The following is a 17,293-nucleotide window of genomic DNA, read 5'->3' as shown; positions in this document are numbered from 1 at the left end:
GACTGTGTCAGCCCTTGCCGAGCATCTTGTTCATCTGCTCGATCTCGGCGCTCTGAGCCGTGATGACGCCGGCCGCGAGCTTGGTGGCCGGCTCGTACTTGCCGCCCGTCTTCTCGGCCTTGGCCATGGAGACGGCGCCCTTGTGGTGTTCGATCATCATGGTGAGGAACATGGCGTCGAAGTCGGCGCCGGAGGCCTTCTCCAGCTTGCCCATGTCGGCGTCGCTCATCATGCCGGGCGTCGAGGACGACATGCCGTGGTCCATACCGGAGTCCATGCCGGACATGTCCTGGGGAACCTGCTCGCCCCACGAGGTGAGCCAGCCGGACATGGTCTTGATCTCCGGGGCCTGTGCGCCCTCGATCTTCGTGGCGAGGCTCTTGACCTGCGCCGAGGAGGCGTGGCCCGCGGCCAGTCCGGCCATCTCCACGGCCTGGCGGTGGTGCTGGATCATCTCTTTCGAGAAGGAGACGTCGGCGGCGTTGTGGCCACCGGTCGCGGTGGCGGACGCGGTCCCGCTGCCTGCCTTGCCGTCGCCGTCGTTGCCGCACGCGGCGAGCGTGAGGGCGGCCACCGAGGCGGTGACGGCGAGAACGGTACGACGGACGAACCTGCGCTGTGCGGTCATGGTGGAACTCCTGGTGTGTGGATCCGTTCAGGGCATGCCGGTGCGCGCACGGTGACGTGTCGCGCGGGCCGCTCTAGATCCGCAGGAGTTGGAGTTCCGAGAGGGAGGGTGGGGCCCGGCCCCCGTCGGGACCACTGCCCGCCCCGGACGTACGCCCGTCGGGCACCTCGGCGCAGGCCGCCACATCGGGTTGCAGCACCGGAACCACGGCCGGTGGTCCGCCGACGGACGCGGAGGCACAGGTCGCGTCGGCGTGCGCCATGTGGTTGCCACCGCAGTCGCCCGCGTCGTGATCGCAGGCGTCCGGCGTCGACGCCCTCTCGCCCGTCGCTACGGTCGTGGCCGCCATGGTGTGCCCGTGAGCGAGGTCGGCCATGGGAACGGGTCCGAGCCCGTGCATCCCGAGCAGACCGAACAGCAGGACGGCCACGAGCAGCCCGTAGGACCGCACGCGAGGGTGCGGTCCTACGGGCTGCTCGGGACGGGCCATGGAGCCACCATACCCACCCTGGGTATCCGGCCCGCACCGGACACCTAGGTGAGTGCCCCCGCTGCGGGCGCTTTCGCGCTGCGGTAGGTGGAGATGCCCAGGGCCAGCAGCCAGTAGCTGAGGATCGCGCCCATCAGGGCGGTGGTGCCCCAGCCGTTCGCCGCGTAGAAGTGCGCGGGCGTGTTCCCGAAGAACAGCGACGGCACGAAGGCCAGGTTGATCCCGGCCAGGACGTAGGCCGACCTGCTGGTCCAGCGCGGCAGCAGTTCCGTACGGGAGACGGCGAAGCCCAGCGCGGTCAGGAAGAACGCCAGCATCAGGCGGGAGATCGACCCGTAGAGGATGTACGTGCCGCTGACGTCGATCGTCGGGTCGATGGGATGGTCGGCGGCGATGACCGCGCCGGCCTCCAGACCGCTGGAGACGAGTGTGATCGTCGTGTAGACGACCCCCGCCGTGAAGGCCATCGAACCGGCCCACTCGTACTCGGGATTCACCCGCTTCACCAGCTCGCGGAACGCGGTCACGAACACGAGCAGGAACGCCAGCGCGACGATCCCGATCAGCAGCCTGGCGAGCACGTTGGCGTCCGGCGGCGGGCCCGAGTAGACGAAGTACAGGGGCACTTCGACGATGAGAGCGACGGCGGCGGCGATGCCCGCGCCGCCCGCCAGACGCCTGGCCGACATTTCGTTCATGGGGTCCCCCGGAGGTTCCGTGTGGTGGATTCGGTACGCCTTGAATCCTGCCGCCGACAGCCTTCACGGTCCCTGGGCCTGAACACCGGATCGGGGGTGGTCCTGACGACACCCCCCGGACCCGACAACCGCAGTACGACCGGCGTCCGGAACTGCTCACACGGTCCCAACTCCCCCGACAACTCAGGTGGATTCGCGAACCACCAGTCGGCAGGGAACGCTGTGCAGTCCGGGCGCCGGCTCGGAGTTGATGGCGTCCAGCAGCAGGAGGGCGGCCCGTCGGCCGACCTCGGAGAGGTCGGTGTCGATCGTGGTGAGGGGCGGACGGGAGGCCAGGGCCATGACGTCCCAGTTGTCGTAGCCCACGATCGACACCTTGCCGGGGACGTCCAGGCCGTTCTCGCGCAGCGCGTCGGCGACGCCTCTGGCGATCTGGTCGTTGCCGCAGAAGAAGGCGTCCGTGTCCGGTGCGGTGCGCAGCACCGCTTCGGCGGCGCGCCGGCCCCATGCCTCGCTCCACTCCCCGAAGTGGACCCGGCCGGTGGCGAGTTCGCGGGAGGACCGCTGAAGGTGCTCAAGCGTGTGGCGGGCGCGGTCGCGGGCGGCCGCGTGGTGGGCCGGGCCGGTGATGTGCGCGATCCGGCTGCGGCCGGTCCCGAGCAGGTGCTCGATGGCCAGCTGGGCTCCGCTCCGGTCGTCGGACACGACGGAGATGTCGTCGGGGTCGGTGGACGGCGAGAGCGCGTAGACCGTCGGGATCGGCTCGATGCCGTTCAGCGGCGGGCGCGGGTCGGTCCTTCGGCCGGTCACGATGATGCCGTCCACCCGGCGGTCCATGAGATTGCGCAGGTGGTGCTGCTCGCGGATGGCGTCGCCGCGGGTGTCGCACAGCAGCACGGAGATCTTTCCGGCGCCGAGCGCGTCCTCGGCCCCGAGGAGGACGGGCGTGCTGAAGCGGCCGATCCCGTCCGTCGTCATCAGCCCGACGGTCCAGCTGCGGCCGGTGTGCAGGCTCTGCGCCTGCTGATTGGGCCGGAAGTCGAGCTCTTCGACGGCGTCCAGGACCCGCTGCCGGGTCTCCGGGCGCATGTTCCCACTGCCGTTCAGCGCCTTTGAGGCCGTCCCGACACTGACACCGGCCAGCTTGGCCACGTCGGCCAGCTTCGCCCGCCCGGTGGGCGGAAGACTTGGAACGGCGGTCACGCGCAACCCTTTTCCTGGACGAAGTCGGCACCTGCATCCTGGCACCGTTCGCGGCAACTGGCCAGCCCCGGCCAGGCGAAGAGAATGTTTGCGCGACCCCTTGACGCGCACTCGGTCCCGTTCCTACCTTTCCCGGCAGAAAAACGTTTTCCTAAACGGGTTCGAAAGACGGAGCAACGCCCGTCCGGCCTCAGGCACGCCCTGACGCACTTCGCGCGTCGGTCCCCCCGTCTTGCTTCCCACCTACCTTTCCGGAGAGCCATGCCCCGCCCACGTTCCACCGCGCTTTCCTCCTCGGCCCCGGCCCCGTCCGAACCGGCACGCACCGCCACTGGACCGGTCCAACCAGGACCGGGCGCCAAGGCCGCACTCGCGCCCGCCGCGGTCGAGGTGCGCGCCGGCTTCTGGAGCACTCGCCGCGAGGTGAACGCGCGGATCTCGCTCCCGCAGGGCCCCGAACTGCTGGAGTCGGCGGGGAATCTGCACAACCTGCGGCTGGCGGCGGGCGCGGTCGCGGGCGAGTTCCGGGGCGCGTACCCGTTCGTGGACACCGACGTCTACAAGTGGTTGGAGGCCGCCGCCTGGCAACTGGCCCAACAGCCCGACGCCGACCTGGAGTTGGAGGTCGACCGGATCATCGGCCTGGTCGCCGCCGCGCAGCAGCCCGACGGCTACCTGAACACGTGGTTCCAGCTGGTCAAGGGGGGCGAGCGGTACAAGGACCTGCGTTGGGGCCACGAGTTGTACTGCGCCGGTCATCTCATCCAGGCGGCCGTCGCCCACCACCGGGCCACCGGCAGGCCCCAACTCCTGGACGTGGCCCGCAAGTTCGCCGATCACATCGACTCCGTGTTCGGCCTGCCAGGCAGCGGCAAGGAGATCGACGGCATCGACGGCCACCCCGAGGTGGAAACAGCCCTGGTGGAGCTGTACCGGGAGACAGGCGAGCGCCGCTACCTCGATCTGGCCGGCTACTTCGTCGACCGTTTCGGCCACGGCCTGCTGGGCGGCGAGGCGTACTGCCAGGACCGGGTGCCGTTGCGCGAGGCGGACACCGTGGAGGGCCACGCCGTACGGCAGTTGTACCTGCTGGCCGCCGCCACCGATCTGGCGACCGAGACCGGGGACGCCGAACTCCGGGCCGCGGGCGAGCGGTTGTGGCGGGCGATGACCACGACCAAGACCCACCTCACCGGCGGCCTCGGCGCGCACCACGACGAGGAGGACTTCGGCGACCCGTACGAACTCCCCAACGAGCGCGCGTATTGCGAGACCTGCGCCGCCATCGCCTCGGTCCAGTGGAGCTGGCGCATGGCACTGCTCACCGGCGAGGCCCGCTACTCCGATCTGATCGAACGCACCCTGTACAACGGCTTCCTGGCCGGGGTCTCGCTGGACGGAGAGCGCTGGCTGTACGTCAACCCGCTCCAGGTCCGCGACGGCCACACCGACCCCGGCGGCGACCAGTCGGCCCGCCGCACCCGCTGGTTCCGCTGCGCCTGCTGCCCGCCGAACGTGATGCGGCTGCTGGCCTCACTGGAGCACTACCTCGCGTCCGGTGACGAACAGGGCCTGCAGATCCACCAGTTCACCACCGGCCGCTACTCCTACGGCGAGCTGTCCGTCCGCGCCGAGACCGACTACCCCTGGCACGGCACGATCGCCCTCACCGTCGAGGACACCCCCGACCGGCCGTGGACCCTGTCCCTGCGCGTCCCGCAGTGGTGCCGCGAATTCCGGGTGCGCGTCGGGGAGTTGACGTACGACCAGACGGACGCGCCGGTCGAGGACGGGTGGCTGCGCCTCGAACGGACCTGGGCGCGGGGCGACTCGGTCGTCCTGGAGCTGGTGCTCGAACCCCGGCTGACCGCCGCCGACCCTCGGGTGGACGCCGTGCGCGGCTGTGCGGCGATCGAGCGCGGGCCGCTCGTGTACTGCCTGGAGCAGGTGGACGTCCCCGGCGGCGGTCTGGACGACATCGTCCTCGACCCCACCCGCCCGCTCGCCGTGAAGCACCGCCCGGATCTGCTCGGCGGGGTCACCACCGTCGTCGCGGCCGGGTACCGCAGGCGCCTTGCGGACGAGGGGAGTTGGTGGCCGTACCGGGCCCCCTCACCCGACGCCGCCCACACCGGCGACCTGGTCGAGCTCACCGCGATCCCCTACTACGCGTGGGCCAACCGCCGGGACGGCGCCATGCGCGTCTGGCTGCCCACCTCCTGAGCCCGCCGCACCCACCCCCTGTCTTCCTCCTACGAGCCGCACCAAGACAACGAGGTCACCGTGAGAAACACCCGCCGCACCCTCCTCACCGCCATAGCCGCCGTCGGCGCGCTCACCTCCGTCGCCGCCTGCGGGGGCGGTTCCGACTCCTCCGCGTCCGGTTCCGGGAAGGCCGGCGGGACGTACAACTTCTGGGACCCGTACCCGCAGTTCGACGCCTCCTCGGCGTGGGGCAAGCTCGTCACCAAGTGCGGCACGGACGCCGGGGTCAAGGTCAAGCGCACCAGCATGGACACCACGGACCTGGGCAACAAGGCGCTGCTCGCCGCCCAGCAGGGCAACGCCCCCGACGTGATGCTGGTGGACAACCCGGTCGTCTCCACGCTCGTGGAGGCGGGCATCCTCAACAAGACGAGCGACCTCGGCCTCGACACGTCGTCGATCCAGAAGAACATCCTCGGCGCGGGTGTCATCGACAACGCCTCCTACGGGGTGCCGATCGGCGCCAACACCCTTGCGCTCTACTACAACAAGAAGATCCTGACCGCGGCCCACATCGACCCGGCGTCCATCAAGGACTGGGCCTCGCTCACGGCGGCCCTGAAGAAGGTCAAGGAGGCCGGAAAGAAGGGCATCACCTTCTCCGCGATCAACACGGAGGAGGGCAGCTTCCAGTTCCTGCCGTGGTTCTGGGGCGCGGGCGGCGACCTGACCAAGCTCGACTCGGACAAGGGCGTCGCCGCGCTGTCGCTGTGGAAGCAGTGGGTCGACGGCGGATACGCGCCGAAGGACGTGCTGCAGAACACCCAGACCACCAGCTGGCAGGAGTTCGCCACCGGCGACTACGCGTTCAGCGAGAACGGCACCTGGCAGCTCGGCAACGCGGACAAGGCCGGTTTCCCGTACGGCGTCCTCAACATCCCCGGGCAGAACGGCGGTTCGGCGCCGGTGCCGACCGGCGGCGAGTTCGTCACCGTCCCGGTGCAGAAGGACACCTCCCGCTACGACGTCAGCAAGAAGATCGTCACCTGTCTGACGAACTCCACGAACCTGCTGACCACCGACACGACCCTGACGTACGTGGCGCCCACCGCCCAGGTGCAGGCCCAACAGGTGAAGCAGAACCCCGAGTTGAAGCCGTGGGTCAGTGCGGTGGCCGCGGCGCGCGGCCGCACCAGCGGCGGTCTGGGCACCAAGTACCCGACGATCTCCCAGCCGTTGTGGACCGCCGTGCAGAACGCCCTGTCGGGCGGCAAGAGCCCGCAGGCGGCCCTCGACGCCGCTCAGACGGCCGCGAGCAAGGGCTGACACCCCCGACTTCCGAACCTCTCCGGAAACCGCATCGCCATCGCGTCCGTCCGAACACGCCACCCGCATCCAGGAGTACCCATGACCATCGCCCGCGTCGACCGCCGCGCGCAGCGGTCCCCGGCCGGGTCCGGGGCGACCGGCACCGGACAACGGACGGACGCGTCGAACCTACGGCGCCGACAGCGCCGTAGGAGTCGGCTGATCGCGCTGGCCTTCATCGCCCCGCTGCTCGTCTACCTCGCCGCCTTCTACCTCTATCCGCTCTACCGCAACCTCGACCTGAGCCTGCGCGACTACACCGTCCGGTCGTTCGTGCAGGGGGACGCGCCCTTCTCCGGCCTCGCCAACTTCAGGACCGTCCTGGACGACCCCACGTTCGGCCCGGCGATGCGCCACACCTTGATCTTCACCTTCGCGTCGATCGCGTTCCAGTACGTGGCCGGGCTCGCCCTCGCGGTCTTCTTCAACCGGCACTTCCGGCTGGCCGGGACCCTGCGCGCCCTGTTCCTGATCCCCTGGCTGCTGCCGCTGATCGTGTCGGCGTCGACCTGGTCGTGGATGTTCAACAGCGAGTCCGGTGTCATCAACTACGCCCTGCACTTCGTGGGCGTTTCCCCGGTGGACTGGCTCAACTCGCCGGACTGGGCGCTGACTTCGGTCGTCATCGCGAACATCTGGATCGGCATCCCGTTCAACCTCGTCATCCTCTACAGCGGGCTCCAGAACATCCCCGCGGAGCTGTACGAGGCGGCGTCCCTGGACGGGGCCGGCGCCTGGCAGCAGTTCCGCCGCATCACCTTCCCCCTGCTGCGCCCGGTCTCGGCGATCACCCTGCTCCTCGGGCTGGTCTACACGCTCAAGGTGTTCGACCTGATCTGGATCATGACCAAAGGCGGTCCGGGCGACGCCTCGTCCACCCTCGCGACCTGGTCGTACCAGCTCGGCTTCGGCACGCTGCTGCCGAAGTTCGGCCCCGGCGCGGCCGTCGGCAACATCCTCATCCTCATCGCGCTCGTCTTCGGCCTGCTGTACATCCGTGTCCAGAGGAGGCAGGAAGCATGAAGTCCCGTACGGGAAAGCGCCGTTACACCGTCATCGGCGTCCTGCTGACCGCCCTGATGCTGTTCCCGGTGTACTGGATGATCAACGTGTCCCTCACCCCGCAACAGGACATGCGCAAGACCCCGCCCGACCTGCTGCCCCTGCACCCCACCTTCGAGGGCTACCGGGCCGTCCTGAACGACCAGTTGCCCTACCTCGGCACCAGCCTCCTCATCGGCCTGGGCACGGTCGCCCTCACCCTGCTCCTCGCCGCCCCGGCCGGCTTCGCCCTGGCCAAACTCCGCCCGCTGGGCGGCGGAACCCTCGGACTCGCCCTGCTGGTCGCCCAGATGATCCCCGGCATCGTCATGGCGATGGGCTTCTACGGCATCTTCCTCGACCTCGGCCTGCTCAACTCGTGGTGGGGACTGATCGTCGCGGACTCCACCATCGCCGTGCCGTTCGGCGTGATGATCTTCACGGCCTTCATGTCGGGCATCCCCGGCGAACTCATCTCCGCGGCCCGTATCGACGGCGCCGGCACCTGGCGCACCTTCGTGTCCGTGGTGCTCCCGGTGAGCCGCAACGCGATCGTCACGGTCTCACTGTTCAGCTTCCTGTGGGCCTGGTCCGACTTCGTCTTCGCCAACACCCTTGACGGCGGCGGTACTTGGCGTCCGATCACCCTCGGCATCTACAAGTACATCGGCAACAACAACCAGGAGTGGAACGCGATCATGGCCACCGCCGTCGTCGCGTCGATCCCGGCAGCCGCCCTCCTGGTCCTCGCCCAGCGCTATGTGGCCGCGGGCGTGACCGCCGGCGCGGTCAAGGACTGATCCACGGTGCCGGCCGCCCCGGGCTCACCAGTCGGGCGGGCCCGCGCTCCGCCCTGGCCCCGTTCGCCCGTCACGCAGAACCGTCACCCGTCACCCAGCACTCGGCAAGTCCCCCTCCCCCACTCAGGAGAGCCGCTGATGTCATACCTGAGCCGCCATCACCGTTCCAGAGCGCCCCTCGGCCGCGTAGGCGCCGCCGTGACGGCCGCCACCCTGGCCGCCACCGCCATCGCCCTGACGGGCGCACCCGCCCAGGCCGCCCCCACGTCGGCCACCACCTTGGTCGTCAACGCCGCGCAGAACCTGCGCTCCGTCACCCACGTCGGCACGGGCAGCCTCTACGGCCTCGCCACCGCGAGCACCCCCGGCGACAGCGTCGTACAGGCTCTGAAGCCCAACACGTTCGTCCAGATGGCGCCCGGCGGCAGCCAACTCCCCAACGGAGAGCCAGCGCCCGCGGGTGACGCCTTGGTCGTCGCCCCGAAGGCCGCGGCCGCGGGGGCCAAGGTCGTCGTACGGATGCCGGACTGGTATCCGAACTTCCCGTACCAGTGGGTGAGTTGGAGCAACTGGCTCGCGGCGGTCGACCAGCAGGTCGCCTCGGTGAAGTCCTCCGGTGCCACCAACATCAGCGCGTACGAACTGTGGAACGAGCCGGACTGGACCTGGGACACCACCAACGCCGGTGCTTTCGACGCCGGTTGGGCTCGTACGTTCAAGGAGGTCCGCGCCAAAGACACCACCACCCCGATCCAGGGCCCGAGTTACTCGGCGTGGAACCAGTCCTGGATGACCACCTTCCTCACCGACGCCAAGGCCGGCGGTACGGTCCCCGACGTCATCGCCTGGCACGAGCTCCAGGGCAGCTCGGGCATCGCCGCCCATGTCGCGGCCTACCGCTCGCTGGAGAGCAGCCTCGGCATCAGCCCGCGTCCGATCGACATCGAGGAGTACGGCACGCCCACCGAGATGGGCAACTCCGGTGCCCTCATCGGCTACGCCGCCAAGTTCGAGCGCGCGGGCGTCCGCGACGCCGAGTTGGCCTTCTGGAACCACTACGGCACCCTCGGCGACACCCTGACCGACACCGGCGGCTCGCCCAACGGCTCCTACTGGACGTACAAGTGGTACGGCGACATGTCCGGGAACATGCTCACCACCACACCGCCCGCGCAGACCGGCATCGACGGTCTCGCCTCCCTCAACGGCGCGGGCAACCAGATCAGCGTCATCGCCGGCGGCTGCACCGGTTCGTGCGCCGTCACGGTCAACGGGCTCTCGTCCCTGTCGGCCTACGGCAGCAACGTCCACGTCAAGCTGGAGTACAGCCCCGACACGGGCCGCACCACCGCCTCCCCGGGCCCGATCACCGTCTCCGACACGGACTACACCGTCTCGAACGGCTCGATCACCGTGCCGGTCACGATGAACGCCGCCGACGGCTACCACCTGACGATCACCCCCAGCGGCACCTCGACGTCCCTGGCCGGCCGCTACCAGATCACCAACAAGAACAGCGGCCTCGCCCTGGACACCCTCAACGCGGCCACCGCACAAGGCACTTCGGTCGTCCAGGCCACGTCCACCACCGGCACCGACCAGAACTGGACCCTCGTGGCCGCCGGCCGGGGCCTCTACAAGATCGTCAACCAGAAGAGCGGCCTGCTGCTCGGCATCACCAACGCGGGCACCAGTAACGGCGGCACGGCCCTGATCTGGGGCGACAACGGCACCGCCGATCACCTCTGGCAGATCATCCCGGCCCGCGACGGCTACGCCAAGATCGCCAACTACAACAGTGGTCTCCTGCTCGGCGTCGACCAGATGAGCACCACCTCCGGCGCCCAGGTCCTGCAGTGGTCCGACAACGGCACCGCCGACCACCTGTGGAAACTCACCTCACGCTGAGGCAAAGGAACACCGGTCCCCAACCGGTCCCCAAAAAGGATCAAGGGGCGGTTTCGGATTCCTCCGAAACCGCCCCTCACCTACGACTCTGTCGAGTCGGGACGACAGGATTTGAACCTGCGACCCCTTGACCCCCAGTCAAGTGCGCTACCAAGCTGCGCCACGTCCCGATGCGGTTCCCACGGAAAACCGTGTGATCGCGCGAACAGCACTTTACCCCACGCCCGGGGGTGCCCCGAAGCCGGTGCCGGGCGCGGGACAATCGTCGTATGGGCGACACAACCTCAGATGCGACCTCGGGTACCACCTCAGCCGATACGGCCGGAGCGCGCGACCGGGACGGCGAGGGGCGGGCGCGCAACGCCCGGCCTCGGGACGGGCTCGGGCGGCCGTTGCCGTACGACGCGGACGGTGTGGCGCGGCAGCCCGAGGGGGTCGTGCGGGCGCCGGAGGACACCGTCGTCGAGGCGCAGGCGCTGCTCGACGAGGGGAAACCGTTCCACGCGCACGAGGTCTTCGAGGACGCCTGGAAGTCGGGGCCGGACGAGGAGCGCGCCCTGTGGCGCGGGCTCGCCCAACTCGCGGTGGGCCTCACGCACGCGGCCCGGGGGAACGTCACCGGCGGTGCCCGGCTGCTGCGGCGCGGCGCCGGGGGCGTCGAGGAGTGGGCGGCCCTGACGGGGCGGGAGCAGCCGTACGGGATGGATCTCGCGGGGGTCGCCGCCTGGGCGCGGGGGCTCGGGGACGACGTGGAGCGGGGCGGCGGAAGTGTCGACGCGGGGGCGCGGGCGCCTCGGCTGCGCGGGACGACGTAGCCGGAATCATCCCGGTCTGTACAAGTATGTGCCGGTACGTGCTGGTGCGGTGTACGGAGTGTCAGTGGCGTGGGGCAGACTCGGGGGCGTGCGAAAGATTCATGTCATCGGTATCGGCGCGGGCGACCCCGAGCAGCTGACCCTGCAGGCGGTCAGGGTGCTGCGGAGCACCGACGTGTTCTTCCTTCTCGACAAGGGCGAGGTGAAGTCCGACCTCACTCAGCTCCGCCGGGACATGCTCGACGCTCACCTGCCGGAGGGGACGTACCGCCTGGTCGAGGCGCGGGACCCGGAGCGGGACCGGAAGGCGGGGGGTGCCGCGTACTCCCCGGCGGTCGGGGACTGGCGCAGCGCCCGTGCGGAGATCTACGAGCGGCTGATCGCCGAGGAGTTGGGCGAGGACGAGAGCGGCGCGTTCCTGGTGTGGGGCGATCCTTCGTTGTACGACAGCACGCTCGGCATCCTGGAGGAGATCCTGGAGCGGGGCGCGGTCGCGTTCGAGTACGACGTCGTGCCCGGCATCAGCAGTGTCTCGGCGCTCGTCGCCCGGCACCGCACGGGACTGAACCGGGTGGCCAGGCCGGTGCAGATCACCACGGGCCGGCGACTGTCCGAGGGGTTCCCGGACGGGGTGGACGACGTAGTCGTGATGCTGGACGCGCACCAGGCGTTCCGGCGGTACGCCGACCAGGACATCGACATCTACTGGGGCGCCTATCTGGGCACCCCGGACGAGATCCTCGCCTCCGGTCCGATAGCCGAGGCCGCCCCGCGCATCGAGCTGCTGCGCGCGGAGGCCCGGGAGCGCAAGGGCTGGATCATGGACACGTATCTGCTGCGACGGCACCCGAAGGGCGAGTAGCGGGCAGGGACCGGGGCTGGAGGTTGGGGCAGCGGCTGGGGTTTGGGCTGGAGCTTGGGCTGGGGCACCCGAGTGGACCGCCCCGTATGCATCAGGGGGCCGACGGTGTGACAGTGGCCTCGTGACAGTCGCCGAGGAAACCTCGCTGCCTTCCGCGCAGCAGCCCCCCGTGCTGGATTCCCGCCGCCGCAACGTCGTCTTCGTGACGATCATGCTGGGCATGCTGCTGGCGGCCCTCGACCAGACCATCGTCGGTACGGCACTGCCGACGATCGTGTCGGACCTGGGCGGCGCCGAACACATGTCGTGGGTGGTCACCGCCTATCTGCTGGCGGAGACCGTGGCGACCGTGCTGGTCGGCAAGTTCGGCGACCTGTTCGGCCGCAAGGTGGTCTTCCAGGTCTCGGCGATCGTGTTCATCACGGGCTCGTTCCTGTGCGGGTTCTCCACCAACATGACGCTGCTGATCGCCTGGCGGGCCGTGCAGGGCATCGGCGCGGGCGGTCTGATGGTGACGGCGATGGCGCTGATCGCCGACGTCATCCCGCTGCGGGAACGCGGCAAGTACCAGGGCGCGATCGGCGCGGTGTTCGGCGTGGCCACGGTCATCGGACCGCTGCTGGGCGGCCTGTTCACCGACCACCTCACCTGGCGCTGGGCGTTCTACGTCAACGTCCCGATCGCGATCGTCGTCGTCATCGCGGCGGCCCGCACCATCCCCGTGGTCAAGTCGGCGATGCGGCCCGTGATCGACTATCTGGGCATCGCGCTGGTCGCGGTCGGTGCGAGCTCGCTGATCCTGGCGACGAGTTGGGGCGGCAACGAGTACGCGTGGGGTTCGGCGACGATCATCGGCCTGTTCGTGGGCGGTGTGATCGCGCTCGGCCTGTTCTGCTGGGTGGAGACCCGGGCCGAGCAACCCATGCTGCCCATGCGGCTGTTCACCAACCCGGTGTTCGCGGTCTGCTCGATCCTCAGCTTCATCGTCGGTTTCGCGATGCTCGGCGCGCTGACGTATCTGCCGACCTATCTGCAGTACGTCGACGGTGACTCGGCGACCATCTCCGGTGTGCGGACGCTGCCCATGGTGATGGGGCTGCTGATCGCTTCCGTCTTCAGTGGCAACGTGGTCAGCAAGACCGGCCAGTACCGCATCTTCCCGATCATCGGCTCCGCGGTGATGGGCGTCGGCCTGTATCTGATGTCCCTCATGGGCCCGGGCACCGGCGCATTCCTGGAGTCGGTGTACATGTTCGTGCTCGGCACCGGCATCGGGCTGTGCATGCAGGTGCTGACGATCGCCGTGCAGAACACCGTCGAGTACACCGACCTCGGCACCGCGACCTCCGGCGTCACCTTCTTCCGTACGCTGGGCAGTTCGTTCGGCACCGCGGTCTTCGGCACGATCTACGCCAACAGCCTGGCCCCGAACCTCAAGGACGGGATCGCCGAGGCCGCGAGGACCAGCGCGTTGAACCCGGCCGTGATCACCAAGGCGGCGACCAGCCCCGAGGGTCTGCACAAGCTGCCGCACGCCGCCGCCGCGCCGATCATCAACGCGTACGCCGACACCATCCACACGGTGTTCCGGTGGACGGTCCCGGTCGCCGTGATCGGTTTTGTCGTCGCCCTGTTCCTCAAGCAGGTGCAGTTGCGCGACAGTGCGCGGATGGGCTCCACCGACATGGGCGAGGGCTTCGCGTCACCGCGCGGCGGGGACTCGCAACGGCTCCTCGAAGCGGCCGTCGGCAAGGTCATCGGCAGCACGGACCTGGACACCGCCCGGCGGATCATCACGAACTCCGACACCCGGCTGGACGTCGCCGGCGCCTGGGCCGTGATGCAGGTCGAACTGTTCGGCAGGATGGTCGGCCATGCCAGCCTCGGCCTGATCGCCGCGCGCCGCCATATGCCCCCGGAGGTGCTCCTCCCGGTCTTCGACCGCATGGTCGAGGAGGGCTATCTGACCCGCGACGGCTACCTCCTCTCCCACACCGCGGCCGGCGAACGCGAGGCCGAGGTCATCGGCAAGGCGTGGGGCACCTGGCTGGAGGAGAGGGTGCAGCAGGACATCGGCCGCCCGTCGGACACGGACCTGCGCGCCGCGGTCGACTCCATCGCCAAGCGCCTCCTGGTGGAGGACCTGACCTCCGGACTGCCGCAGCGCGCCGCGGAGTTGGAGTCGAGCTCGGCGCCGTGAAAACCGGGTGACGCGCGGGGCGGACGGGGACGACACTCACGGTATGTCCTCCGCACCCGTCCGCTTCCGTGATCCGCGCAGCACCGAGTACGACTTCCTCGACTCGATGCTGGTGCGGTGCCCGCGCTGCGAGCGGATCGCCCACTTCGAGCGGCGCCCGTGCACCCCGCCAAGCACCGACTGCGGGACACATCCGCACTCCCGCCTGGTCTGCCGGTCCTGCGGCCTGTGCCGGGACGGCAGCCGCGCGTACCGCTCCTCGCGGTATCCCAACGACTGCTCCTACCCGCCCCTGTGGCTGCGGACCGACACCAGGCACGGGGAGTTGTGGGCGTACAACCTCCAACACCTGGACCTGATCAGGCGGTTCGTCGCCGCCGACCTGCGTGAACGGGCGCCCTGGTACGACCACGGGCAAAAGATGACGCTGGTCGCCCGGCTCCCGGCCTGGATCAAGAGCGCCAAGAACCGCGACGAGGTCCTGCGCGCGGTGGATCGTCTCCGCGCCACGGTCATCGCCCCGGGCTGAGCCCCAACCGCTCCAGCACCCCGGCGACATCGGGCACCGCGCTCACCCCGTCCGGCAACGACGGTCGTCGTACGACCACGACCGGGACGCCCGCCTCCCGCGCGGCCGTGAGTTTCGCCGCCGTCGCCGTTCCCCCGCTGTCCTTCGTCACGACCACGTCGATCCGGTGCTCGCGGAGCAGTGCCGTCTCTTCGGCCAGGGTGAAGGGCCCGCGTGCCGGCAGCACATCGATGTCCGGCGGCATCGGAGGCTCGGGCGGCTCCACCGACCGTACGACGAAGTGCAGTTGGGCGAGGTGGGCGAAGGCGGCGAGGCCGAGGCGGCCGGTGGTGAGGAGGATGCGGTGCCCGAGTCCGGGGAGCGCCTCGGCGGCCTCGCCCAGGGAGGCGACCGGGTGCCAGCGGTCTCCGGGAACCGGCCGCCAGCCGGGCCTGCGCAGCACGACGACGGGCAGTCCGGTGTCCGTCGCGGCCCGCACCGCGTTCGCGGTGATCGACTCCGCGAAGGGGTGGGTGGCGTCGACGACGGCGTCCACGCGGTGCTCCCGCAGCCACTCGGCCAGCCCCTCGGCTCCGCCGAACCCGCCGATCCGTACCTCTCCCGACAGCGCCCCCGGCTTCGCCACCCGCCCGGCGAGGGACGTGGTGACCCGGGCCTCGGGCCGCTGTACCGCCAGTTCGGCGGCGAGTTCACGTGCCTCGGTGGTGCCGCCGAGGATCAGGATGTGCGGGGACATACGGCGAGCGTACGAGGTCACGGGCGCGAGGGGTCAGCGGAGGAGCAGTTGCAGGCCGCCGATGATCGTCGCCGCGATCACGAGTTGCTCGAACAATCGCTGGTTGATTCGGTTCACAGCCCATTTGCCGATCAACGCACCGGGCACGACGAACGCCGCGAGCGCCGCGTCAAGGAGGAGCGAGTGGCCGTCGATCAGACCGAGGCCCACGCTGAAGGGCACCTTGGTCACGTTGACGATCAGGAAGAAGAACGCCGACGTGCCGAGAAAGCCCAGTTTCCGGAAGCCTGCCGAGAGCAGATACATCGACATCACCGGGCCGCCGGCGTTGGCGACCATCGTGGTGAAGCCGCCGAGCACACCGTAGGAGCGCGCCTTCGCCCGGCCGGACCGGGTGGCGACGGCATCGGGCTCGCCCTCGGCACCCGCCTCCGCCTTGCGCCGGCGCCACACCGTGACCCCGGCCATCAGCAGCAGGATCGCCCCGATCGACGTCCGTACGACCGCGTCGTCGGCCCACACCAGGAACAACGTCCCGATCACGACGCCCGCCGCGACCGCCGGGAACAGCCGCCACAGGGTGGGCCAGTGGGCGTGCCGCCGGTAGGTGAGGACGGCGAGGACGTCGCCGACGATCAGGATCGGGAGCAGGACGCCGGTGGAGGCGCGGGCGGGCAGGACGGCCGCGAAGATCGCGAGGCTGACCGTGTTGGCCCCGCTCACGGCGGTCTTCGAGAAGCCGACGAGCAGGGCCGCGGCGGCCAGCGCGGCGAATTCCCAGCCGGATATGTGCCAGAGAGTCATCGTGTTCATGCGAGGACCGATGGTATGTCCTTACATCCGTCCGCGTAAGGAGTGTCTCGGCAGATGGCCCCTGCCGCACCGCAGCGGACCGGGGTCGCCCGATGAGCGATGCTAGTTTTCGGGGGTGGACGACACCCGCGAGCATGTCCTCTCCGGCACCCGGAACCCGATCACCGCACACGAGTGGCCGCACGAGCACCCGCGGTACATCGCCCTCGTCGCGCACGGATACGGCGAACACATGGGCCGGTACGCCGAGTTGGCGACCGTACTCGTGGCGCACGGCGCGGCCGTCCTCGGCCCCGACCACCAGGGCCACGGCACCTCGGCCGGTGAGCGGGTGCTGATCGAGGACTTCGAGGACGTGGTCACGGACCTGCACGCCGTCGCCGACCTGGCCCGCGCCACCTACCCGGGCGTCCCCCTCGTCCTGATCGGCCACTCCATGGGCGGCCTGATCGCGTCCCGCTTCGCGCAGCGCCACGGCGACGAGCCGGCCGCGCTCGTGCTGTCCGGGCCGGTGATCGGCACCTGGGAACTGCCGGGCCGACTGCTCGCCCTGCCCGAGATCCCCGACATCCCGATCAGCCCGGCCTCGCTCTCCCGCGACCCCGGCGTCGGTACGGCGTACGCGGCGGATCCGCTGGTCTGGCACGGTCCAATGAAGCGGCCGACACTGGAGGCCTTCGCCCAAACCCTGGAGACCGTGGGCGAGTTGGGCGACATCGGCGGACTCCCCCTGCTCTGGCTCCACGGCAGCGAGGACCGGCTCGTCCCGCTCGTCGGCAGCCGGGTCGGCGTGGAACGGTTGAGCGGCGGGGAGTTGACCGAGCACGTGTATCCGGGCGCCCGGCACGAGGTGTTCAACGAGACGAACCGGGCGGAGGTCTTCGCGGACCTGATCCGTTTCCTGGACGGGGTGTTGAACAGCGCCACCCAGAACGGCGCCACCCGGTCGACATGACCGTGCCAAACTTCTCGCACGGCCCACAGGGGTCGCCGCACA

Annotated in this window: 16 protein-coding genes and 1 tRNA gene; 10 read left to right on the top strand and 7 right to left on the bottom strand. The window is 69.8% G+C overall.

Going from position 1 to position 17,293, the window contains the following annotated elements:
- Window positions 1-7 precede the first annotated feature (7 nt).
- From OG588_RS43675 to OG588_RS43660, 4 genes are all read right to left on the bottom strand, one after another.
- On the bottom strand, window positions 8-628 hold the full coding sequence (locus tag OG588_RS43675; protein WP_405952096.1) for a DUF305 domain-containing protein: 621 nt from the start codon (window positions 626-628) through the stop codon (window positions 8-10).
- A gap of 73 nt (window positions 629-701) precedes the next feature.
- Entirely contained in the window at window positions 702-1,118 is a 417-nt protein-coding gene (locus OG588_RS43670; RefSeq protein WP_405952095.1) for a DUF6153 family protein, read from the bottom strand.
- A gap of 44 nt (window positions 1,119-1,162) precedes the next feature.
- Entirely contained in the window at window positions 1,163-1,816 is a 654-nt protein-coding gene (locus OG588_RS43665; protein ID WP_405952094.1) for a hypothetical protein, read from the bottom strand.
- Window positions 1,817-1,999: 183 nt separating this feature from the next.
- Window positions 2,000-3,019 (bottom strand): LacI family DNA-binding transcriptional regulator, encoded by a 1,020-nt coding sequence (locus tag OG588_RS43660; RefSeq protein WP_405952093.1) that lies wholly within the window; start codon window positions 3,017-3,019, stop codon window positions 2,000-2,002.
- Window positions 3,020-3,280: 261 nt separating this feature from the next.
- Here OG588_RS43660 and OG588_RS43655 point away from each other — a divergent pair, with 261 nt between their 5' ends.
- From OG588_RS43655 to OG588_RS43635, 5 genes are all read left to right on the top strand, one after another.
- Window positions 3,281-5,242: a glycoside hydrolase family 127 protein gene (locus OG588_RS43655; RefSeq protein ID WP_405952092.1), complete on the top strand. Its 1,962-nt coding sequence runs from the start codon at window positions 3,281-3,283 to the stop codon at window positions 5,240-5,242.
- Window positions 5,243-5,302: 60 nt separating this feature from the next.
- Window positions 5,303-6,550 (top strand): extracellular solute-binding protein, encoded by a 1,248-nt coding sequence (locus tag OG588_RS43650; protein ID WP_405952091.1) that lies wholly within the window; start codon window positions 5,303-5,305, stop codon window positions 6,548-6,550.
- 81 nt (window positions 6,551-6,631) lie between these two features.
- Window positions 6,632-7,615 carry a carbohydrate ABC transporter permease gene (locus tag OG588_RS43645; RefSeq protein ID WP_405952090.1) on the top strand — a complete coding sequence of 328 codons (984 nt, stop codon included), beginning with the start codon at window positions 6,632-6,634 and terminating at the stop codon, window positions 7,613-7,615.
- Entirely contained in the window at window positions 7,612-8,433 is an 822-nt protein-coding gene (locus tag OG588_RS43640; protein WP_405952089.1) for a carbohydrate ABC transporter permease, read from the top strand. Before OG588_RS43645 ends, OG588_RS43640 begins: the two co-directional genes overlap by 4 nt.
- A gap of 138 nt (window positions 8,434-8,571) precedes the next feature.
- Entirely contained in the window at window positions 8,572-10,341 is a 1,770-nt protein-coding gene (locus tag OG588_RS43635) for an RICIN domain-containing protein (protein WP_405952088.1), read from the top strand.
- A 96-nt stretch (window positions 10,342-10,437) separates the two neighbouring features.
- Here OG588_RS43635 and OG588_RS43630 read toward each other — a convergent pair.
- Window positions 10,438-10,511 (bottom strand) — tRNA-Pro (locus OG588_RS43630).
- A gap of 99 nt (window positions 10,512-10,610) precedes the next feature.
- Here OG588_RS43630 and OG588_RS43625 point away from each other — a divergent pair.
- From OG588_RS43625 to OG588_RS43610, 4 genes are all read left to right on the top strand, one after another.
- On the top strand, window positions 10,611-11,156 hold the full coding sequence (locus tag OG588_RS43625) for a DUF309 domain-containing protein (protein ID WP_405952087.1): 546 nt from the start codon (window positions 10,611-10,613) through the stop codon (window positions 11,154-11,156).
- 88 nt (window positions 11,157-11,244) lie between these two features.
- The gene (gene cobF / locus OG588_RS43620; RefSeq protein ID WP_405952086.1) at window positions 11,245-12,018 is read left to right on the top strand and encodes a precorrin-6A synthase (deacetylating); all 774 of its coding nucleotides are present in this window, start codon (window positions 11,245-11,247) and stop codon (window positions 12,016-12,018) included.
- Window positions 12,019-12,139: 121 nt separating this feature from the next.
- On the top strand, window positions 12,140-14,218 hold the full coding sequence (locus OG588_RS43615; protein ID WP_405952085.1) for an MDR family MFS transporter: 2,079 nt from the start codon (window positions 12,140-12,142) through the stop codon (window positions 14,216-14,218).
- Window positions 14,219-14,261: 43 nt separating this feature from the next.
- Window positions 14,262-14,747: a hypothetical protein gene (locus tag OG588_RS43610; RefSeq protein WP_405952084.1), complete on the top strand. Its 486-nt coding sequence runs from the start codon at window positions 14,262-14,264 to the stop codon at window positions 14,745-14,747.
- On the opposite strand, the gene OG588_RS43605 is transcribed toward OG588_RS43610, so the two are convergent.
- Window positions 14,731-15,483 carry a cobalt-precorrin-6A reductase gene (locus OG588_RS43605; protein WP_405952083.1) on the bottom strand — a complete coding sequence of 251 codons (753 nt, stop codon included), beginning with the start codon at window positions 15,481-15,483 and terminating at the stop codon, window positions 14,731-14,733. The genes OG588_RS43610 and OG588_RS43605 overlap by 17 nt on opposite strands.
- A gap of 33 nt (window positions 15,484-15,516) precedes the next feature.
- Window positions 15,517-16,296 (bottom strand): sulfite exporter TauE/SafE family protein, encoded by a 780-nt coding sequence (locus tag OG588_RS43600; protein WP_405952082.1) that lies wholly within the window; start codon window positions 16,294-16,296, stop codon window positions 15,517-15,519.
- Between the two features lie 115 nt (window positions 16,297-16,411).
- Here OG588_RS43600 and OG588_RS43595 point away from each other — a divergent pair, with 115 nt between their 5' ends.
- Complete coding sequence (locus tag OG588_RS43595; protein ID WP_405952081.1) at window positions 16,412-17,251, top strand: alpha/beta hydrolase; 840 nt, start codon at window positions 16,412-16,414, stop codon at window positions 17,249-17,251.
- Window positions 17,252-17,293: the final 42 nt, after the last annotated feature.

This window comes from Streptomyces prunicolor (assembly GCF_045162825.1).
In the GTDB taxonomy this organism is placed as follows: Bacteria; Actinomycetota; Actinomycetes; order Streptomycetales; family Streptomycetaceae; genus Streptomyces; species Streptomyces prunicolor.
Note: the sequence above shows the minus strand (reverse complement) of the source record. Positions and strands in the feature narration are given on the sequence as shown.